16 protein-coding genes and 1 riboswitch are annotated in these 19244 nt (G+C 72.0%); of the genes, 10 read left to right on the forward strand and 6 right to left on the reverse strand.

The genetic code is table 11. The annotated features are described in order from the left end of the window. The 4 genes from AB0M20_RS02895 to AB0M20_RS02910 all read left to right on the forward strand — a co-directional run. The coding region (locus tag AB0M20_RS02895; RefSeq protein ID WP_364292690.1) for an ATP-binding cassette domain-containing protein at positions 1–2364 on the forward strand (2364 nt) is incomplete at its 5' end. 35 nt (positions 2365–2399) lie between these two features. Beyond that, positions 2400–3215 carry an ABC transporter permease subunit gene (locus AB0M20_RS02900; RefSeq protein WP_364292693.1) on the forward strand — a complete coding sequence of 272 codons (816 nt, stop codon included), beginning with the start codon at positions 2400–2402 and terminating at the stop codon, positions 3213–3215. A 39-nt stretch (positions 3216–3254) separates the two neighbouring features. Next, a riboswitch (SAM riboswitch) is annotated at positions 3255–3383 on the forward strand. Positions 3384–3393: 10 nt separating this feature from the next. After that, positions 3394–4671 carry a threonine synthase gene (thrC, locus tag AB0M20_RS02905; protein ID WP_364292696.1) on the forward strand — a complete coding sequence of 426 codons (1278 nt, stop codon included), beginning with the start codon at positions 3394–3396 and terminating at the stop codon, positions 4669–4671. Positions 4672–4935: 264 nt separating this feature from the next. Next, positions 4936–5937 (forward strand): GNAT family N-acetyltransferase, encoded by a 1002-nt coding sequence (locus AB0M20_RS02910; protein WP_364292699.1) that lies wholly within the window; start codon positions 4936–4938, stop codon positions 5935–5937. A gap of 83 nt (positions 5938–6020) precedes the next feature. On the opposite strand, the gene AB0M20_RS02915 is transcribed toward AB0M20_RS02910, so the two are convergent. Both AB0M20_RS02915 and AB0M20_RS02920 read right to left on the reverse strand, forming a co-directional pair. Then, on the reverse strand, positions 6021–6500 hold the full coding sequence (locus tag AB0M20_RS02915) for a hypothetical protein (protein ID WP_364292702.1): 480 nt from the start codon (positions 6498–6500) through the stop codon (positions 6021–6023). Continuing rightward, positions 6500–7015, reverse strand: a complete 516-nt coding sequence (locus tag AB0M20_RS02920) for a GNAT family N-acetyltransferase (protein WP_364292705.1) — start codon at positions 7013–7015, stop codon at positions 6500–6502. The genes AB0M20_RS02915 and AB0M20_RS02920 overlap by 1 nt, the downstream gene beginning before the upstream one ends. A 283-nt stretch (positions 7016–7298) precedes the next feature. On the opposite strand from AB0M20_RS02920, the gene groL reads away from it, so the two are divergent. After that, positions 7299–8921 (forward strand): chaperonin GroEL, encoded by a 1623-nt coding sequence (gene groL, locus AB0M20_RS02925; protein ID WP_364292708.1) that lies wholly within the window; start codon positions 7299–7301, stop codon positions 8919–8921. Between the two features lie 67 nt (positions 8922–8988). On the opposite strand, the gene AB0M20_RS02930 is transcribed toward groL, so the two are convergent. After that, a complete protein-coding gene (locus AB0M20_RS02930) occupies positions 8989–9870 on the reverse strand; it encodes a GNAT family N-acetyltransferase (RefSeq protein WP_364292711.1) in 882 nt (293 codons plus the stop codon). 67 nt (positions 9871–9937) lie between these two features. Here AB0M20_RS02930 and AB0M20_RS02935 point away from each other — a divergent pair, with 67 nt between their 5' ends. Both AB0M20_RS02935 and AB0M20_RS02940 read left to right on the forward strand, forming a co-directional pair. Further along, entirely contained in the window at positions 9938–11752 is a 1815-nt protein-coding gene (locus AB0M20_RS02935) for a glycerol-3-phosphate dehydrogenase/oxidase (protein ID WP_364292714.1), read from the forward strand. Further along, positions 11749–12012, forward strand: coding sequence for a DUF4031 domain-containing protein (locus AB0M20_RS02940; RefSeq protein ID WP_364292717.1), 264 nt, complete (start codon positions 11749–11751; stop codon positions 12010–12012). The genes AB0M20_RS02935 and AB0M20_RS02940 overlap by 4 nt, the downstream gene beginning before the upstream one ends. Here the strand turns inward: AB0M20_RS02940 and AB0M20_RS02945 are convergent. After that, entirely contained in the window at positions 12002–12637 is a 636-nt protein-coding gene (locus tag AB0M20_RS02945; RefSeq protein WP_364292720.1) for a metal-dependent phosphohydrolase, read from the reverse strand. The genes AB0M20_RS02940 and AB0M20_RS02945 overlap by 11 nt on opposite strands. Before the next feature lie 207 nt (positions 12638–12844). Between AB0M20_RS02945 and AB0M20_RS02950 the strand changes: the two genes are divergently transcribed. Next, positions 12845–14035, forward strand: coding sequence for an FUSC family protein (locus AB0M20_RS02950; RefSeq protein ID WP_364292723.1), 1191 nt, complete (start codon positions 12845–12847; stop codon positions 14033–14035). Between the two features lie 56 nt (positions 14036–14091). Next, entirely contained in the window at positions 14092–16401 is a 2310-nt protein-coding gene (locus AB0M20_RS02955) for a PrsW family glutamic-type intramembrane protease (RefSeq protein ID WP_364292726.1), read from the forward strand. Here the strand turns inward: AB0M20_RS02955 and AB0M20_RS02960 are convergent. Next, positions 16392–16730, reverse strand: a complete 339-nt coding sequence (locus tag AB0M20_RS02960) for a co-chaperone GroES (protein ID WP_364292729.1) — start codon at positions 16728–16730, stop codon at positions 16392–16394. The two genes, AB0M20_RS02955 and AB0M20_RS02960, sit on opposite strands and share 10 nt — an antisense overlap. 122 nt (positions 16731–16852) lie before the next feature. Here AB0M20_RS02960 and AB0M20_RS02965 point away from each other — a divergent pair, with 122 nt between their 5' ends. Then, the gene (locus AB0M20_RS02965) at positions 16853–18118 is read left to right on the forward strand and encodes an AI-2E family transporter (RefSeq protein ID WP_364292732.1); all 1266 of its coding nucleotides are present in this window, start codon (positions 16853–16855) and stop codon (positions 18116–18118) included. A gap of 45 nt (positions 18119–18163) precedes the next feature. Here the strand turns inward: AB0M20_RS02965 and AB0M20_RS02970 are convergent. Beyond that, positions 18164–19244, reverse strand: a 1081-nt coding sequence (locus AB0M20_RS02970) for an ATP-dependent DNA helicase (protein WP_364292735.1), incomplete at its 5' end; no start/stop codon positions are given.

The following is a 19244-nucleotide window of genomic DNA, read 5'->3' on the forward strand; positions in this document are numbered from 1 at the left end:
GCCCGGCCCGAGGTCCGCCTGGACGCGGCGGGCGACCCGCGGGTCGGCGTCGTCGGCGGCTCGTACGGCGGGGCGCTGGCGCTGCTGCTGGCCGGGCAGGACCCGCGGGTGGACGCGATCGTCCCGCTGATCACCTGGAACGACCTGGGCCGGGCGTTCCTGCCGCAGGCGGCGGACACCCCGGCGACCGGGGTGTTCAAGAAGGGCTGGGCCGGTTACTTCTTCGGCAACGGCGCCGCCTCGGCCACGGTGGACCCGTCCGCCGCCGCGGACGCCGCCCCCGACGACCTCGCCGCGCAGATCGGGCGGCTTCCTGAGGGTTTCAACCCGGCCTGCGGCCGGTTCGCCGCCGACGTGTGCGCGGCCTATCTCTCGATGGCGACCGCCGGGCAGCCGGACGCCGCCGCCCTCGCCGTCCTGCGCAAGTCCAGCCCGGCGACCGTCCTCGACAAGATCAAGGCGCCGACGCTGCTCATCCAGGGCGCGGTCGACACGCTCTTCCCGCTCTCCGAGGCGGACGCCAACGCGCGCGGTATCGCGGCCTCCGGCACGCCGGTGCGGGTCGCCTGGTTCACCGGTGGGCACGATGGCGGGCTCGGTCCGCAGACCGACCAGGATCGCACCAAGTTCCTGACCGTCCAGTGGCTCGACCACTACGTGAAGGGCGAGGGTGCGGCGCCGTCGACCAGCTTCACCTACTCGCGGGTCACCGGGTTCAGCGCGCTGGACCGGGGGCTGGTCACCAACGGGTACTCGGTGTCCGCGTACCCGGGAATCAGCGGGACCGGCACGGCCGAGGTCTCCGTGCGGGGGCCGGCGCAGCCGGTCGCGAACCCGCCGAACGGCAATCCCGGCGCCCTGTCCTCGCTGCCCGGGGTCGGCGGGCGGCTCTCCGAGGTGCTCGGCGGCGTGGCCGGTGACGTGCCGGGGCAGTTCGCGACCTTCGTCTCGCAGCCGTTGACCTCGGCCGTCGACATCGTCGGCGCGCCCACCGTGCGGCTGCGCGCGGCGTCCCCGACCGGCGAGGCGACGCTGTTCGTCAAGCTCTACGACGTCGACCCGGCCGGCGCCGAGACGCTCAGCGCCGGGCTCGTCGCGCCGGTCCGGCTCACCGGCCTGCCCGCCGGCATCGCCGACGCGCAACCGGTCACCGTGACGCTGCCCGCCATCGTCCGGCGGATCGAGGCGGGCAACTCGCTGCGCGTCGTGGTAGCCACCTCGGACCAGGGTTATCTGACGCCCGCCCGGCCGGCGAACTACACGGTGGCGGTCGAGCCGGCCGTGGTGGTGCCCACGGTGGTGGGCACGCCGATCGCGAACCCCCAGGTGATCTGGCGGTACGTGCTGGCCGGCCTGCTCGCCGCCATCGTGCTCGGGCTGATCGTCGTGCTGCTGGTGCGTCGCCGCCGGTCCCGGCGCGCGCCCACCGTCGAGGAGTTCGCGGACACCCCACTGGTCGTCCGCAACCTGCGCAAGGCGTACGCGGACGGGTTCGTGGCGGTCGAGGAGGTCAGCTTCACCGTCGAGCGGGGTCAGGTGGTGGGCCTGCTCGGGCCCAACGGTGCGGGCAAGACCACCACGCTGCGGGTGCTGATGGGGCTGACCATGCCCACGGCGGGCGACGCGCTGGTCTTCGGCAACCCGCTGGTGCCGAGCGCCCCGATCCTCTCGCGGGTCGGCGCGCTGGTCGAGGGGCCGGGCTTCCTGCCGCATCTGACCGGGCTGGACAACCTGCGGGCGTACTGGCGGGCGACCGGGCGGCCGTGGGCGGACGCGCGGTTCGACGAGGCGCTGGAGATCGCCGGGCTGGGTGACTCGATCCACCGCCGCACCAAGAACTACAGCCATGGCATGAAGCAGCGGCTGGCCATCGCCCAGGCCATGCTCGGCATGCCGGAGCTGCTGGTGCTGGACGAGCCGACCGACGGCCTCGATCCACCGCAGATCGCCGAGATGCGCCGCGTCCTCAAGCGCTACGCCACCGGCGGTCGCGCCGTGCTCGTCTCCAGCCACCTGCTCGCCGAGGTGGAACAGACCTGTACACACGCCGTCGTGGTGAACAAGGGCCGGATCGTGGCGTCCGGACCGGTGGACGACATCGTGGGCGACTCCCCGTCGGTGCAGATCGAGGTCACCGACGTGGCCGCGGCCGAGCGGGTGCTCTCCGGGATGGACGTGCGCTCGGTGGTCCCGGAGGGCGCCAGCGGCCTGATCGTGGACATGAACGGCACGCCGCGGGCCGACGTGGTCGCCTCACTGGTGCGGGCCGGCGTGGGCGTCGACCGGGTGGTGCCGCGGCGCCGGCTCGAGGACGCCTTCCTGGCGCTCGTCGGGGACAACTCGAAGGGGAGTGGTGACCGGTGACCGCCGCGGCAACGGGGTACCGACCGTCATCGACGATGCCGATCTGGGCCGAGATCAAGCGGCAGGCTTCGCGCCGGCGTACCCAACTGGCCTTGGGTTTCATGGTTCTGCTGCCCTTGATCGTGCTGCTGGCCTTCGAGTTCGGCAGCGGCGATGACGACGACAACGGCGGCGGGCAGTTCTCCAGCCTGGTCGACCTGGCCACCTCCGGCGGGCTGAACTTCGCGCTGTTCACCATCTTCGTCTCGTCGTCGTTCCTGCTCATCGTCGTGGTGGCGCTGTTCTGCGGCGACACCGTGGCCAGCGAGGCGTCCTGGGGGAGCCTGCGCTATCTGCTGGCGATCCCGGTGCCGCGGGCGCGGCTGCTCGCCGTGAAGCTCGTGGTCGCGCTGCTCTACTCGCTGACCGCGCTGTTCACGCTCACCGGCGTCGCCCTGCTGCTGGGCACCCTGCGGTACGGCTGGCACCCGCTCGGCAGCACGATCGCGGCGGAGATCCCGGCCGGCGAGGGAGTGCTGCGGCTGCTCGGCATCCTGGGCTATCTGGCGGTGATCCTGATGATCGTGGCCGGGCTTGCGTTCCTGCTGTCGGTGCTCACCGACGCCGCGCTGGGCGCGGTCGGCGGCGCGGTGCTGCTCTGGATCCTGTCCAGCATCCTGGACCAGATCGAGGCGCTCGGGGTGATCCGCAACGTCCTGCCCACGCACTACAGCGACGCCTGGCTGGGCCTGCTCTCGACACCCGCGCAGACCGACGACATCGTGAAGGGCGCGATCGCCGCGGTGTGCTACGCGACACTTTTCTGGGGTACCGCTTTCTGGCGGTTCACCCGCAAAGACATAACTTCCTGACGCGCCCGCCTGCACGTAAGGTGGGAGGCACAACTGAATACCTCATCCAGAGGGGCTGAGGGAACGGCCCGTTGACGCCCCGGCAACCACCACGCATGTCTCGACGATGAGGCCGCGCGTGGCAGGTGCTAATTCCGGCCTCGCCAGCTCGGCGGGGAAAGATGAGAGGAAGGCCTCAATGACGTCTGTCGTCAACCCAGTCGCTGTGGACAGCCCCGCGCGGGGTCTGGTCTGTCGTGCCTGCGGCGCGGAGTTCCCGCTCGCCGCCCAGCACGCCTGCTTCGAGTGTTTCGGGCCGCTGGAGGTCGCGTACGACCCGGCGGCGCTCGCCCAGGTGACCCGCGCTCAGATCGAGGCCGGTCCGCACAACATCTGGCGGTACGCCGCCCTGCTCCCGGCCGGCCAGGATCCCGCCGCCCGGGTGACCCTCGACCCGGGTCTCACCCCGCTCGTCCCCGCCCCGGCGCTGGCCGCCGCGATCGGCCTGGACGCGCCGCTGTGGGTCAAGGACGACTCGGCCAACCCCACCCACTCGTTCAAGGACCGCGTGGTCTCGGTGGCCCTCACCGCGGCCCGTTCGCTCGGCTTCACCCGCTTCGCCTGCGCCTCGACGGGCAACCTGGCCAACTCGGTGGCCGCGCACGCCGCCCGGGCCGGCGTCCCCTCGATCGTCTTCATCCCCGGCGACCTCGAGCAGGGCAAGGTCGTCACGACCGCGGTCTACGGCGGTGAGCTGGTCGCGATCGACGGCTCCTACGACGACGTGAACCGGCTCTGCGGCGAGCTGGTGGAGACCGACGAGTTCGAGGACACCGCGTTCGTCAACGTCAACGTGCGGCCGTTCTACGCCGAGGGGTCGAAGACGCTGGGCTACGAGGTGGCCGAGCAGCTCGGCTGGCGGATCCCGGCCCAGGTGGTCATCCCGATGGCCAGCGGCGAGCTGCTGACCAAGGTGGACAAGGCCTTCGCCGAGCTGGTCGAGATCGGCCTGGTCGAGGCGCCGGCCGGCGGCTGGACGGTGTTCGGGGCACAGTCCGAGGGGTGCAACCCGATCGCGACCGCGCTGCACAGCGGCGCCGACCGGATCGTCCCGGTGAAGCCGACCGGCATCGCGAAGTCGCTGAACATCGGCGACCCGGCGGCCGGGGCGTACGCGATCGAGGCGGTGCAGCGGACCGGCGGCTGGATGGACTACGCCGGCGACGACGAGATCCGCGACGGGATCCGGCTGCTCGCGCGCACCACCGGCGTCTTCGCCGAGACGGCCGGCGGGGTCACCGTCGCGGTGCTGAAGAAGCTGGTGGCCGGCGGCAAGCTCGACCCGGCCAAGGAGACCGTCGTCTTTAACACCGGCGAGGGGCTGAAGACGCTGGATGCGGTCGCGACCGAGGTCGGCCCGACGCACCGGATCAAGCCGACGCTGCGCGGTGCCCGCGATGCGGGGCTTTTGGGGTAAATGTTGTAACGCGTTGTAGTCGCCTTTCTGACAACGCGTTCAAGATTCCCTCGCGTGAGGACTTGCGAACCGATCTCGACGTCGGCAAGATGCTCTACGCGGGAGGACGCGACGCCGTACGAGGCCCCAACTTTCGAGCTTGGCGACAATCTCTTCAGGGGCCCAACGACCCAGTGCCGGAGGCGCTGTGCGCGCGTCCTCCCGACCAACTTCCCAGGTCTTTAATCGGTCGCGGCGGACCGGCTGTGCGAGCACGATGACGCCATGGACATCGATGTCGCGCCGTTCGAGCCGTCGGACGAGCAGGCCATCCGGCAGGCCTGGGCGATCGAGCAGGATTCCGACGAGCACGAGTTCCCCGACATCCCGCATGATCCGCTCGAGGAGTTCGTGCTGCGCGTGCGTCAGCCGCCGCCGGGCCACCGCTACGAGCGGGCGCTGGCCTTCCTCGACGGCGCCCCGGCCGGATACATCGAGCTCTCCATGCCGCTGCTGGACAACCTCGAGATCCTGACGACCCGCCTCTCCGTGCGGCCCGCGCTCCGCCGCCGCGGCGTCGGGCGGGCGTTGCACACCTGGGCGGTCGACCGGGCGCGGGCCGACGGCCGCAAGCGTCTGATTGGCCAGGCCACCGACCGCGCACCCGGCGGGCCGGCCTTCGCGGCCGCGATGGGCGCGAAGCCCGGGCTGCACGACACCCGCAGCCGGCTCGACGTGACCGTCGTCGACCTGGACGTGATCGAGACGATGCTGGCCGAGGCACGCAAGCATGCCGACGGATATCGCCTGGAGATCTGGCAGGGCATGCCGCCGGACGCGTACATCGACGACGTCGCCGAGCTGGACAGCATGTTCATCGACGAGGCGCCGCTGGGTGACCTGGAGATGGAGCCGGAGAAGGTGGACGCCGCCCGGATCCGCTCGTCGGAGCAGAACAAGCTGGACCGCGGCCTCGACCGGCTCCACGCGGGCATGGTGCACGAGGCGACCGACAGCATGGTGGCCTGGACCACCCTGAACGGGATGAAGGCCGTGCCGCACCACATGATGCAGCACATCACGCTGGTCCATCCGGGGCATCGCGGTCACCGGCTGGGCCTGATCGTCAAGCTGGAGAACCTGAAGCAGGCCCTGCGGATCCGGCCCGGCCTCGAGGCGATCGACACATGGAACGCGACCTCGAACGAGCACATGCTCGCAATCAACCGGGCGATGGGCTTCCGCGCGGTCGACCGCTGGGTCGACTGGCAGCACACGATTTCCTAGATCAAGACCCATCCGGGTACGAGCGCCGGAAGTCCACAACCGCAGGCACCGGGTCCCCCCGCCACGCGCCGGCCGGCCGGTGGTCAGGCTCCGTGCCCAGGTTCCGGCCGGTTCGTCGCACGGCGGCGCGCGAGGCGCGCCGCCCACGGGCGGAGCGGCCGGTCATGGTAGCCGCCGGTGTGCAGCCCCGCGTGCCGCTCGAAGAAGTTGCGGGAGCCGTAGGAGCCGGTCACGGCGTAGGAGTATCCGCAGCAGGTCCAGTAGGCCGGCCAGAAGAGCGGTCCGAGCGTCGCGTACTGACCGGCGTGCCGGCTCTCGTGCCCGAACAGCGCCGATCGCTCGTCGGCCAGCAGCCACTCCGCCGTGCGCCGCGTGATGATCACCGACCCGACCGTGAAACAGGTGGCCGGCGGGATCCGGCGCTGGTAGCCCTCGGCGATCAGCACGCCGTTGCGGCCCCGGCGGATCTTCGCCCCGGTGAGCAGGGCCACCAGCAGGCCGGCGCCGGTGGTGCCGTTCACCGCGGTGAGCACGGTCCGGGCGAGGTGCCAGCCCCTGCTCATCACGCGCTCCGTCGCATCTGCAGCTCGGTGAGGGCGGGGATGACCGGGTGCCGGACCCGGACGCCGGTGTCCGTGAAGCCCAGCCGTTCGTACGCCCGCACCGCCCGGTCGTTGCCCACCACCACCTCGAGCATCAGCTCGGGCCGGCCGCACGCCCGCGACCAGTCGGCCACCGCCTCGACCAGGTCGGCGAGCACCCCGGTGCCGCGCCGGGCCGGGGTGACGTAGACCGCGAACACCACCGTCGTGTCCGCCGCCTCGGCCAGCACCGTGCCGCCGGCGTGCCCGACCAGCGGCCCGCCCGGGTCGGCCACGAACTGTGCGAGTGACCGGCCGGTCGACGCCTGGGTGACCCGGCGCCGGAAGTCGTCGTGTGATCGGGCGGCCGCCTGGGCGAGCGTCTCGAGGAAGGCGAGCGGGCTGTCGGCGAGCATCTCCAGCCGCAACGCCCGCATCCGGCCCGCGTCGGCCGGGGTGACCCTGTGCACGCTCGTCAGCGTCGCGACGGAACCCATGGTGACTGCCTACCACGTCGCGGATTTCGCCGGAAGCTGAACTAGTCTCAGGACTAGGCATCCGTTCTTGCACTCGACCCATCAGAGTGCTAAACAAGGTGTTGGCACTCGCACCATGTGAGTGCCAAGCAGGTCGGGACGGTGGGGTTCCGGTCGGTCACCGCCATCGGTGATCCGGCACGGGCCGGTCGTCGCGGGCTATCCGGCTCGGCCTGAGGACGTCGCATCGCCAGGTGGCGACGTCCGCAGAGGTTCCTGTGATTGTCCGGGAGGACACAGCCGTATGGCCAAGATCATCGCATTCGACGAGGAAGCTCGTCGGGGCCTCGAGCGGGGCATGAACCAGCTCGCAGATGCCGTCAAGGTGACACTCGGCCCCAAGGGCCGCAACGTCGTGCTCGAGAAGAAGTGGGGCGCGCCGACCATCACCAACGATGGTGTGTCGATCGCCAAGGAGATCGAGCTCGAGGACTCCTTCGAGAAGATCGGCGCAGAGCTGGTCAAGGAGGTCGCCAAGAAGACCGACGACGTCGCCGGTGACGGCACGACGACGGCGACCGTCCTGGCCCAGGCGCTGGTCCGTGAGGGCCTGCGCAACGTGGCGGCCGGCGCCAACCCGATGGCCCTCAAGCGGGGCATCGAGGCCGCCGTCGCCAGCGTCTCCGAGGCTCTGACGCAGCTCAGCAAGGACGTGGAGACCAAGGAGCAGATCGCTTCGACCGCCTCCATCTCGGCCGGTGACTCCACGGTCGGCGAGATCATCGCCGAGGCCATGGACAAGGTCGGCAAGGAAGGCGTCATCACCGTCGAGGAGAGCAACACCTTCGGGCTCGAGCTCGAGCTCACCGAGGGTATGCGCTTCGACAAGGGCTACATCTCGGCGTACTTCATGACCGACGCCGAGCGCATGGAGGCCGTCTTCGACGACCCCTACATCCTGATCGCGAACAGCAAGATCTCCGCGGTCAAGGACCTGCTGCCGGTCCTGGAGAAGGTCATGCAGGGCGGCAAGCCCCTCGTGATCATTGCCGAGGACGTCGAGGGCGAGGCCCTGGCGACCCTGGTGGTCAACAAGGTCCGTGGCACCTTCAAGTCGGTCGCCGTCAAGGCGCCGGGCTTCGGTGACCGCCGCAAGGCCATGCTGGACGACATCGCCATCCTCACCGGTGGCACCGTGGTCAGCGAAGAGGTCGGGCTCAAGCTCGACCAGGCCGACCTGAGCCTGCTGGGCCAGGCCCGCAAGGTGGTCATCACCAAGGACGAGACGACCATCGTCGACGGCAACGGCAACGCCGAGCAGATCCAGGGCCGGGTCAACCAGATCCGGGCCGAGATCGAGAAGTCGGACTCCGACTACGACCGCGAGAAGCTGCAGGAGCGCCTGGCCAAGCTGGCCGGCGGTGTTGCGGTGATCAAGGTCGGCGCGGCCACCGAGGTCGAGCTCAAGGAGCGCAAGCACCGCATCGAGGACGCCGTTCGCAACGCGAAGGCGGCCGTCGAGGAGGGCATCGTGCCCGGCGGCGGCGTGGCGCTCGTGCAGGCCGGCAAGACCGCGTTCGACAAGCTCGACCTGGTCGGCGACGAGGCCACCGGTGCGAACATCGTGAAGGTCGCGCTGGACGCCCCGCTGCGCCAGATCGCCGTGAACGCCGGCCTCGAGGGCGGCGTCGTGGTGGAGAAGGTGCGCAACCTCGAGGCGGGCCACGGCCTGGACGCCTCGAACGGTGAGTACGTCGACCTGCTGGCCGCGGGCATCATCGACCCGGCCAAGGTCACCCGTTCGGCGCTGCAGAACGCCGCGTCGATCGCCGCCCTGTTCCTCACGACCGAGGCGGTCGTGGCGGACAAGCCCGAGAAGAACTCGGCTCCGGCCGGTGCTCCGGGTGGCGGAGACATGGACTTCTGAGTCCAGTCCCAGCAAGCGAGAGGGCGGGTCGCCGGTCGGCGGCCCGCCCTTTGCGTGTCCTGAGACGTCAGATTTGTTTGCGGTACAGGAAGAACACCCGCTCCACGCGTGCGCCGACCACGCCCGAATAGAACGGCATCGGGCCCACCCAGCCGATCTGCACCTCGCTCAGCCCGCTCGCCTTCTGGTCGGCCAGGCAGCGGCGCAGCAGCTCCGAGCCGATCCCCAGACCCTGTGCGGCCGGCGCGGTGCCCATCGGCCCGAACCAGTTCGGGCGTGCCCCGTACGCGGCGAAGCCGAGCAGCTCGCCGGCGCGGATCGCCAGGTGACAGCCGGCCCGCTCGCGCCCCACGCTGTCCGCGATCTCCCGGGCCCACGGACGGCCCCAGTTCCGGATCGCGAACTCCGTGAGGGCCGGCACGTCCTCGCCGGTCGCCGCGCGCACCTCGACGCCGTCGATCTTCCTCGGCGCGAGGTCCTGATCGAGCCGGGCGGTCATGTTCCAGGCCGGCTGGTCCTCCTCGAAGCCCAGCGCCATCGCCGCGCAGATGGCCGGGGTGTACCGGACGTCGATGCCCGGCCACGCGTAGAAGGGCGCGTTCCCGGCGATCACCACGTCACCCGCGCCCAGCCCGGCCAGCGCGCCCTCGATCCGGGACATCAGCGCCCGCGCCACCCCCCGCCGCCGCTCGCGCGAGTGCACCGCGACCAGATCGATGTGCCCGATGGACGGGTCGCGATGCGAGACCGAGCCCATCACCACCCCGATGGTCTCCTCCGCCGTCGAGGCGATGAAGCCGGCCCTGCGCCCGGGGTTCTCCCGCAGCCGCAGCACGATCTCCGCCGCCTCGGCCGCATCCTCCGGGATGTCCAGCGCCGACCGGCACAGGGTCACCACGGCCGGCACATCGTCGTCGGTCAGTTCGGAGATCCAGAACTCGCTGTCCACAACCCGAGAACCTACCGGCCAGGATTCATCCGCCGGTGTGACGCCCTGGAGCGCTAACGTGGGACGGGTGCGTGATCCCTCGGTCTCCAGGTTCTCGGCCGGTCGCCTTTCACCGATCCGCCGCGTCGCCGACCTGAAGAGACTTCGCGACGAACAGTTCGACGTGCTCGTGATCGGCGGTGGCGTCACCGGCGCCGGCGCCGCCCTCGACGCCGCCTCCCGGGGTCTCAAGGTGGCCCTGGTCGAGGCCCGCGACTTCGCGGCCGGCACCTCCAGCCGGTCCAGCAAGCTCATCCACGGCGGCCTGCGCTATCTGGAGCAGCTCGAGCTGCACCTGGTGCACGAGGCGCTCACCGAGCGGGGCCTGCTGACCAGCCGCATCGCGCCGCACCTGGTGCGCCCGGTGCCGATCCTGGTGCCGCTGGAGAAGGCGAGGCCACCGGCTCGGGTCTGGCATCGCGCCTACTACGGGCTGGGCGTCGCCGCGTACGACGCGTTCGCCGGGGTCTTCGGCACCGGGCGCGGCATGCCCCTGCACAAGCACCTGAGCAGCGCCGGCACCCGGCACATGTTCCCGAGCCTGCGGCCCGACCGGGTGGCCGGCGCTATCCGCTACTACGACGGGCAGGTCGACGACGCCCGCCTGGTGGTCAACCTGGCCCGCACGGCGGCCAGCCTGGGCGCGGCCGTGGTGACCAGCGCGCGCGTGGTCGGCTTCGTGCGGGAGGCCCGCGAGGTGGTCGGTGTGCGGGTGCGCGACCTCGAGGCACCAGACGAGCCCGACTTCGAGGTGCGGGCACGCACGGTGGTCGCGGCGACCGGCGTGTGGAGCGACGACATGTCGCAGATGCTCAGTGACGTCGGGGTCCGCCCCGGCCTGCGGGTCCGCGCGTCCAAGGGCGTGCACCTGGTGGTGCCGCGCTCGGCGATCACCGGCGAGGCGGGCCTGATTCTGCGTACGCCCACCTCGGTGCTCTTCGTCATCCCGTGGGGCGGGCACTGGATCATCGGGACCACCGACACCGACTGGCACCTCGACCGGTCACACCCGGCCGCGTCCGCGCGCGACATCAGCTACCTGCTCGACCAGGTCAACCAGTGGCTCGACCGGCCCCTGACCACCGACGACATCGAGGGCGTCTACGCCGGGCTGCGACCGCTGCTCTCCGGCGAGGCCGACTCGACCTCCAAGCTGTCCCGTGAGCACGCGGTCGTCGAGCCGATGCTGGGCCTGCTGCTGGTGGCGGGCGGGAAGTACACGACCTATCGGGTGATGGCGGCCGACGTGATCGACCGGGCGGTGCGGCGGCTCGGCGGGCCGGCCCGGCCCTCGCGCACCGATCAGTTGCCGCTGCTCGGCGCCGACGGCTACTCGGCGGCGTGGCGGGACAGGCTGGACACGGCTCGCCGGCACGGCGTCACGGCCGGTGTGGTGGAGCACCTGCTCGAGCGCTACGGCACGCTGACCGTGCACCTGCTGGCCATGATCGCCGCGGATCCGGCCCTGGCCACGCCGCTGACCGGTGCGCCCGAATATCTGGCGGCCGAGGTGGCGTACGCGGCGCAGGCCGAGGGGGCGCTGCACCTGGATGACGTGCTCACCCGGCGTACCCGCATCTCGATCGAGACGCCGCACCGCGGCGCCGAGACCGCGCGGCACGCGGCCGCGGTGATGGGCGACGCGCTGGGCTGGGACCAGGCGGTGCGCAACCGCGAGGTCGAGCACTACCTGGCGCGGGTCGAGGCGGAACGGCAGTCGCAGAAGATGCCGGACGACCTGACGGCGGACGCGGCGCGGATCGGGGTGCCGGACGTGCGCGGGTTCGCCGCGGACCGGGCGGCCGGACTTCTCACCGAGCTCTCCACCACCGGTGATCTTTGATCCTCGTCGACGAGCCGCTGTGGCCGGCTCGGGGCCGATTGTGGTCGCACCTGGTCAGCGACGTCTCCTACGACGAGCTGCACGTGTTCGCCGAGATGCTGGGGGTGCCACGGCGGGCCTTCGACCGCGACCACTACGACATTCCGGATCTTCGTTTCAGGTCGGCGCTGTGGCTGGGTGCCACGTTGCTGCCGTCCCGCGACCTGGCCGCCCGGCTCCGGAGCAGTGGGCTGCGCCGGCCCAAGCACCTCAACCGCTGAGCTCGCGCTCCAGGTTGGCGCGGGCCGTGGCCTCCCAGGCGTCCCGCAGCTCCTGGTGGCGGTAGATCGACGGCAGCTCCAGCAGGGCCTTGAGCACCTGGGCGCGGCCGTCCTTGAAGGCGTCGTCGGGCACGTGCGCGTACTCCCGGCGGATCGCGGCCGTGTACTGCGCGTACCGGTCCTCGTCGCCGGCCAGGATCGCCAGGTCGGCGTCGCAGAGCAGCTCGCCGTCCGGGTCGTCGGCGCCGGTCGAGTGGCCGGCGGTCAGCCCGACCAGCCGGGCGACCTCGGCCGCCACGTCGTCGGACGCGCCCAGCGTGGCCAGCAGGCCGGCGGCGAACTGGGCGCTGTCCCGCTCGTTGGCGTCGCCGAGGGCCCGCGGGTCGTAGATGGCGTCGTGCAGCCAGGCGGCCACCCGCACGCGGTCGGGGTGCCGCGCCAGCGTCGCATGACGATCGATCACGTCGAGCACGTGTGCCAGGTGCGTGACGTCGTGGTACTGCCGCTGGGGCTCGGTCCACCGCTGGAGAAGGTACGCACCGGCCGCGTCGAGGTCGGCGTCGTCGGCCGTGGCGCCGGCGCCACGCACCGCCGCACGCCAGCGGTCCGCAAGTGTGGTGGTCACAGCGGCAATCCTGGCATGGGCGCCCGGGGTGGAGGTGGCGGAGTGTCGGCCTGTGGATCGAGCGCGGAAAGTGTCGTGGTCGTGGTGTAGCTTCCTGGCCCACCCAGTGCCGGGTGGGGGAGGCGGCGGCGGGCCGCGCGACCCGCGGCCTGCGGCGGCTCGCCGCGTGGGCGGAAGGATGCCGCGGCGGGCCGTATCGTGCCCCTCATGACCGACAGCGACGCCGGGCGCCGGGTGGCCGACATCCTGGCCGGCGTTCGTGACCGGTCGAAGTCCGGCGCGGCCGGCGTCTGGTCGCGCCTCAAGGGCGGCGCCGCGCTGGCGGTCCAGGCCGGCGTCGCGGCCGGCATCGCCTGGTTCCTGGCGCATGACGTCTTCGGGCGGCCGACGCCGTTCTTCGCGCCGATCGCCGCGGTCATCACGCTCGCGTCCTCGGTCGGGCAGCGAGCCCGGCGCACCGCCGAGCTCGTTCTCGGCGTGGCCATCGGGATCGGCATCGGCGACGCGATCATCCTGGTCATCGGCCGGGGTCCGTGGCAGATCGCGCTGATCGTGGTGGGCGCGATCCTGGTCGCCACCGCGGTCGGCGGAGGCACGCCCCTGGTCGTGCAGTCGGCGTCCTCCGCGGTGCTGGTCGCCACCCTGACCCAGGGCGTCGGGTTGCCGTACAGCCGGTTCCTGGACGCGCTGGTCGGCGGCGGCGTCGGTCTGGTGGTGATGACGCTGCTGCTGCCGCTCAACCCGCTCACGGTGGTGCGCCGGGCGGCCGATCCGGCGCTGGCCGCATTGGCCGCGGGCCTGCGTCAGGTGGCCGACGGGCTGGCGCAGGGCGATCAGGACAAGGTGCAGCAGGCGCTGGACGACCTGCGGGCGGCCGAGGGTACGTTCGCCGCCTTCACGGCGGCGGTCACGGCGGCCCGCGAGAACGTGGCCTTCGCGCCGGCCCGGTGGCGGACCCGGGGCGCGCTCGGACAGTACGTCGACGGCGCGACCCAGCTCATCCATGCGCTGCGCAACGTGCGGGTGATGACCCGGCGGGTGCTGACCGCGATGGGCGACGGCGAAACCGTGCCGCCCGTGCTGCCGGAGGCGGTGGGTCTGCTCGGGGACGCGGTGGAGCTGCTGCAGCAGGAGTGGGCGAAGGGTGCCGAGCCGATCGCCACCCGGGAGCGGGCGCTGCGGGCGGCGGCGGAGGCGGGACGCGGGTACGACGAGGGCGTCGGGTTCTCGGGCGGCGTGGTCGTGGCCCAGGTGCGTACCACGGTCACCGATCTGCTCCGGGCCACCGGGATCGATCACGCCGAGGCGCCCCGGCTGGTGCGCAAGGCGGTGGGGTGGCAGCGGCGGTCGCGGCGGGCGTCGTCGGGTCCGCGTACGTCCGGTCATGGGCCTTCTTGATCTTCCCGTCCCGGCTCGGGCCCGCCGCGCCGGACGGGGATGGCTACGCTGGCAACATGGCCGAAGAAGCTTCGCAGTCCGCGCCGCACCCCGACTCGGCCGTGCCTTCTTCCGATTCGGCCGCTCCGTATTCCGGCCCGGGCGCGTATCCGGCCGGTCCCGACGGCTCGGGCGTCGCCGTCGCGGATGGCGGGGTGCCCATGGGTGGAGCGCCCGTGGGTGGTGCGCCGGCCCGCAAGGTCGGGTGGCGCCGGTGGCTGCCGCTCGCCGGGGTGATCAGCTTCATCGCCGCATGCTCGATCGCGATGCTGCTGATCCTCGGCTTCAGCAACGGCATCGCCGGGTTGATCATCGGCCTGGTCGCGGCGATCCTGCCGGTTCCCGTACTCGTCGGCTGCTTCCTGTGGCTCGACCGCTACGAGCCGGAGCCCAACCGCTACCTGGTCTTCTGCTTCGCCTGGGGCGCCTCGGTCGCGACGCTCGTCGCGATCGGCGTCAACACCGGCGGCGCCTGGCTGTTCGACCGGCTCGGCCTGCCCGACGCGCTGGTCGCGGTGCTGATCGCGCCGTTCATCGAGGAGACGATGAAGGCCCTCGGCCCGATCCTGTTGCTCTGGCGCCGGCGTCGCGAGTGGTCCGGCATCACCGACGGCATCGTCTACTGCGGATTGTCGGCCATCGGCTTCGCGATGGTGGAGAACGTGCTCTACCTGGGCGGGCACGGGTACGCGCAGGGCGCCGACCAGTACGGCCCGGCGACCGGCATCCAGAACGTCTTCCTCATCTTCATCGTGCGGATCCTGTTCACCGGCTTCGCGCACCCGCTCTTCACGGCGATGACCGGCGTCGGCCTGGGCCTCGCATCGCGCAGCGGCGACCGCCGGGTCAAGTGGCTGGCGCCGATCGCCGGTCTGCTGCTGGCGATGATCCTGCACGGCACGTTCAACGCGCTGCCGACGCTCTCCGCGGCCACCGGCGAGAGCATGATCATGCTGTACGGCTACCTCGGCTTCATGGTGCCGTTCTTCTTCGCGACGGTGGGCTTCGCGATCGCGCTGCGCGGCTGGGAGGGCCGGCTGAGCGAGCGGGTGCTGCCGCACTATGTGCGCGCCGGGTGGTTCGCGCCGCCCGAGGTCGCCTCGCTGAGCAGCCTGGGCCGGCGGCACTCGGCGCGGCGCTGGGCGCAGCGGGTGGCCGGTGACGCGGGCATGAAGGCGATGCGCGGCTTCCAGTTCGCGTCGACGAGGCTGGCGATCGTCCGCGACGGCATGCAGCGCGGCGTCAACCGCAAACCGCAGGACCAGGCCCTGGCGGCGGAGGAGGAGCAGCGGTTGCTGGCCGAGATCGTCGGCTACCGAGCGGTCTTCACCGGGCGTGACCCGCAGATGCCGCGCGCCTTCTGGAACGGCAACGACTACCAGGTGACCTTCCCGGACGGCACGACGCGCAGGGTGAACGCGCCGCCGGAGCCGGTGATGCCGGTGCCGGTCCGGCTGGCCCCACAGCCGGCGATGGCGGGCTACGGCTACGGCCCGTCGCCGTACGGCCCGTATGGCGGCGCGGCTCCCGGTTACGGACCGCCCGGCTACGGAGGCCCCGGCGCCGGCTACGGCCCGCCCCCGGCGTTGAGTCCCTACGGCCCCGGCTATCCGACGGGTGGCCCTGCTTATGGCGCTCCCGGCTATGGAGCTCCGAGCTACGGCGCTGCCGGTCACGGCTACGGGAGTCCGGCGCAGCAACCGGCGCAGCCCTCGTTCTATCCTCAGGCCGCCGGTCATCCGCAGCAGCCGGCCGCCACGCCCGGATCTCCCCCACAAGACCCCACGGCGGTGACGCCGACCAGCGCGGCGCCCCCGTCCGGCTTCCAGCAGCCGCCGGCGTACCCGCCGCCCGACTTTCCGCGGCCGTCCGTTCCCGCGCCGCCCGGCTACGAACAGCCGCCGGCCGCCGCACCGCAGCCGGCCTTCGGTACGCCACAGCCCCCGCATGCGGGCCAGCAGCCGATGCCCGACGCTCGATCGGAGTGGAGCGCCACGGGTTCGCCCTGGGGTGAGGCCCCGGCGACCAGGCCGTTCTCCGCGACGCCACCGGCATCTCCGGATCGCGGCCCGGCCGGTGCGACGCCGGCCTGGCCGCCGCCCGAGCCCGAGCCCGAGACACGCCCGTTCTCGGCACCGCCGCAGTCGAGTCCCGGGTGGGCCAGCGGCTATGAGGCGGAGGCGCGCCGATCGTCCGACCCGGCCGGCGAGACCCGCGCGCTGCCGTTCGGATCGGCGGGGGCACACCCGGCTCGACCGGCCACCCCGGATGAGGAGCCGGAGACACCCGCGCCCGACGATGGCCCGAATTCCGGGCCTCAGAGGTAGAGGCCGGTCCCGTCGGGCTCGACCCTGCTGGCCGCCACCGCGTGCACGTCGCGCTCCCGCAACAGGATGTACTCGCGCCCGTGCAGCTCGACCTCCGAGCGGTCCTCCGGGTCGAAGAGCACCCGGTCGCCGACCACAATGGAACGCACGCTGGGGCCGACGCCGACCGCCGTGGCCCAGGAGAGCCGCCGGCCCATCGATGCGGTGGCCGGGATGACGATGCCGGCGCTGGAGCGCCGCTCGCCCTCGCCGCCCTCGAGCCGGACCAGGACGCGGTCGTGGAGCATCCGGATCGGTAGTCCGGCCTCGGTGTGGGTGTCGGCTGTCACGACGCAGACGGTACGCCCGCCGGGTCCACGACACCGAACCCAGCCCGTGGCGGGCGGGGAAAGTGTCGTGCCCTGCGACTACGGTGAACGTCGACGCGGACGTGGCGAAGGAGGACCGGCGGTTGAGTCGCTTGCAGCGTGTCCGGCAGAACCTCAAGCGGGCCTACGACACCGGCCGAGACTCGGTGCGCACGGCCCGTTCCCTGCGTGAGCGGGAGTACGACGCGGACGCCGAGGTCGAGTTCGTGCCCCCGCCCGAGCCCGATCCGGCGACCAACCAGTCGACGAGCAGTCGCGACGACGCCGAGGTGCCGCACTCGCTGCGGATCTCCGCCGCCTGGTCGTGGCGCCTGATCGTCGTCGGGGTGGTGGGCTGGGCGCTGCTGCGGTTCGTGGGGATCATCAGCATCGTCGTCATCCCGCTGGCCATCGCGCTGCTGCTCTCCGCGCTGCTCGCGCCGGCCGTCGGCTGGTTGCTGAATCTCCGGTTGCCGCGCTCGCTGGCCACCTTCCTCGTGCTGATCTGCGGGCTCGCCGCCGTCGCGGGCACGCTGACGCTGGTGGTCAACCAGTTCGTGGACGGCGCCGCGGAGCTGACCGACAACGCGACCGCGGGCATCCGGCAGATCCAGCAATGGGCGCGCACCGGGCCGTTGCACCTCTCCGACGAGCAGGTCGATGAGGCGATCAACCAGGCGCAGAGCTGGATCAACTCGAACACGTCGTCGCTGACCGCCACCGGCGTGGCGACCGCGGCGACCGTGGCCGAGCTGCTCACCGGCGCGGCGCTGGTGCTCTTCTCGACGTTCTTCTTCCTGCGCGACGGGCGCAAGATCTGGCGCTTCATCGTGCGGCTCTTCCCGGTGAACGCGCGCTGGTCACTCTCGGACGCCGGGGACGCGTCGTGGTCGACCCTCGGCGCCTACGTGCGGGCGACGGTGCTGGTCGCCTTCATCGACGCGACCGGCATCGGGCTCGCGCTGGTCATCCTGGACGTGCCGTTCCCGTTCCCGCTGGCCGCGCTGGTGTTCCTGGGCGCGTTCATCCCGATCGTCGGCGCCAGCGTGTCCGGCGCCGTGGCGGTGCTGGTCGCGCTGGTCGACCAGGGTTGGGTGATCGCGCTGATCGTGCTGGGCGCGGTGATCGCCGTGCAGCAGCTGGAGGGCCACGTGCTGCAGCCGCTGATCATGGGCCGGGCGGTCTCCATCCACCCGCTGGTGGTGATCGTCGGCATCGCGTCCGGCGTGGTCCTGGCGGGCATCGTGGGCGCTCTGGTGGCGGTGCCGCTGATCGCGGTCCTCAACACTGGCCTCAGGCGGCTGGCCAGACGCAGACCGGAGGTCCCACCGGACGCCATCGTGGTGTCCTCGGAGCAGCCCGCAACCTGACGGGGTGCCCCTGACCCGTTGTGCCCTCGGGGGCGGGCCGAGTCCTCAATGTGGGGACGCCAGGCGCTTCAGGGCGCCCAGGGCGACCTCCTGGCGGGTCGTGTACCAGAACGGCGGCAGCGAGTTGCGCAAGAAGGCGCCATAGCCCCTCGCCGTCTCGAGACGCGAGTCGAGCACCGCCACCACGCCCTTGTCTCCGGTCGAGCGGATCAGCCGGCCCACGCCCTGGGCCAGGCGGATGGCCGCGATCGGCACGCTCACCGCCGAGAAGCCCGAGCCACCGGAAGCGTCGACCGCGGCCGCCCGCGCCGCCGCCAGTGGCTCGTCCGGGCGGGGGAACGGCAGCCGGTCGATCACCACGAGCTGGCACGCGTCGCCCGGCACGTCCACGCCCTGCCACAGCGACATCACGCCGAAGAGGCAGCTCGCCCTGTCCTCCCGGAACCTGCGGACCAGCAGCGGCAACGCCTCCTCACCCTGCAGCAGCACGGGCAGGTCGGTGCGCGCGCGGAGCAGCTCGGCCGCCTGGGTCGCGGCCCGCCGCGAGGAGAAGAGCCCGAGGGTGGCCCCGCCGAGCGCCTCGACCAGGGCGAGCAGCTCCTCGCCCGCCTTGTCCGGCAACCCGGACGCGGCCGGTCGGGGGAGGTGCGATGCGACGTACAGGATCCCCTGTTTCGGATAGTCGAATGGGGACCCGACGTCGAGCGAATCCCAGCCCGTCGGCTCGGCCGGCAGACCCAGCGACCGGGCCACCGTGTCGAAGCGGCCGCCCAGCGTCAGCGTCGCCGAGGTGGCCACCACCGTCCGGTCCTCGAAGAGGTGCTCGGACAGCGTGCCGGCCACCGACAGCGGCGCCACGACAAGGGCGCGGCGGCCGCTGCCCAGGTCGGATTTCTCGACCCAGGCGACGTCGAAGTCGGACTCCTCGAGCAGACGCTGTGCCGTTTTCGACAATTCGTCGAGCGTCGCTTTCGCCTGCTGCTTGCGGACCGGGTCGGGATCGTCGTTCTTGATCTCGCCGATCGCCTCGAGAGCCTGTCGCGTGGCGGAGGTCAGCAGGATCACCGCCTGGGCGAGGCCCCGGCCGGGCGCATCACCACCGGGCTGCCGCCGCTGCTCGCCCAGG

The organism is Actinoplanes sp. NPDC051633, from assembly GCF_040681735.1.
Taxonomy (GTDB): domain Bacteria; phylum Actinomycetota; class Actinomycetes; order Mycobacteriales; family Micromonosporaceae; genus Actinoplanes.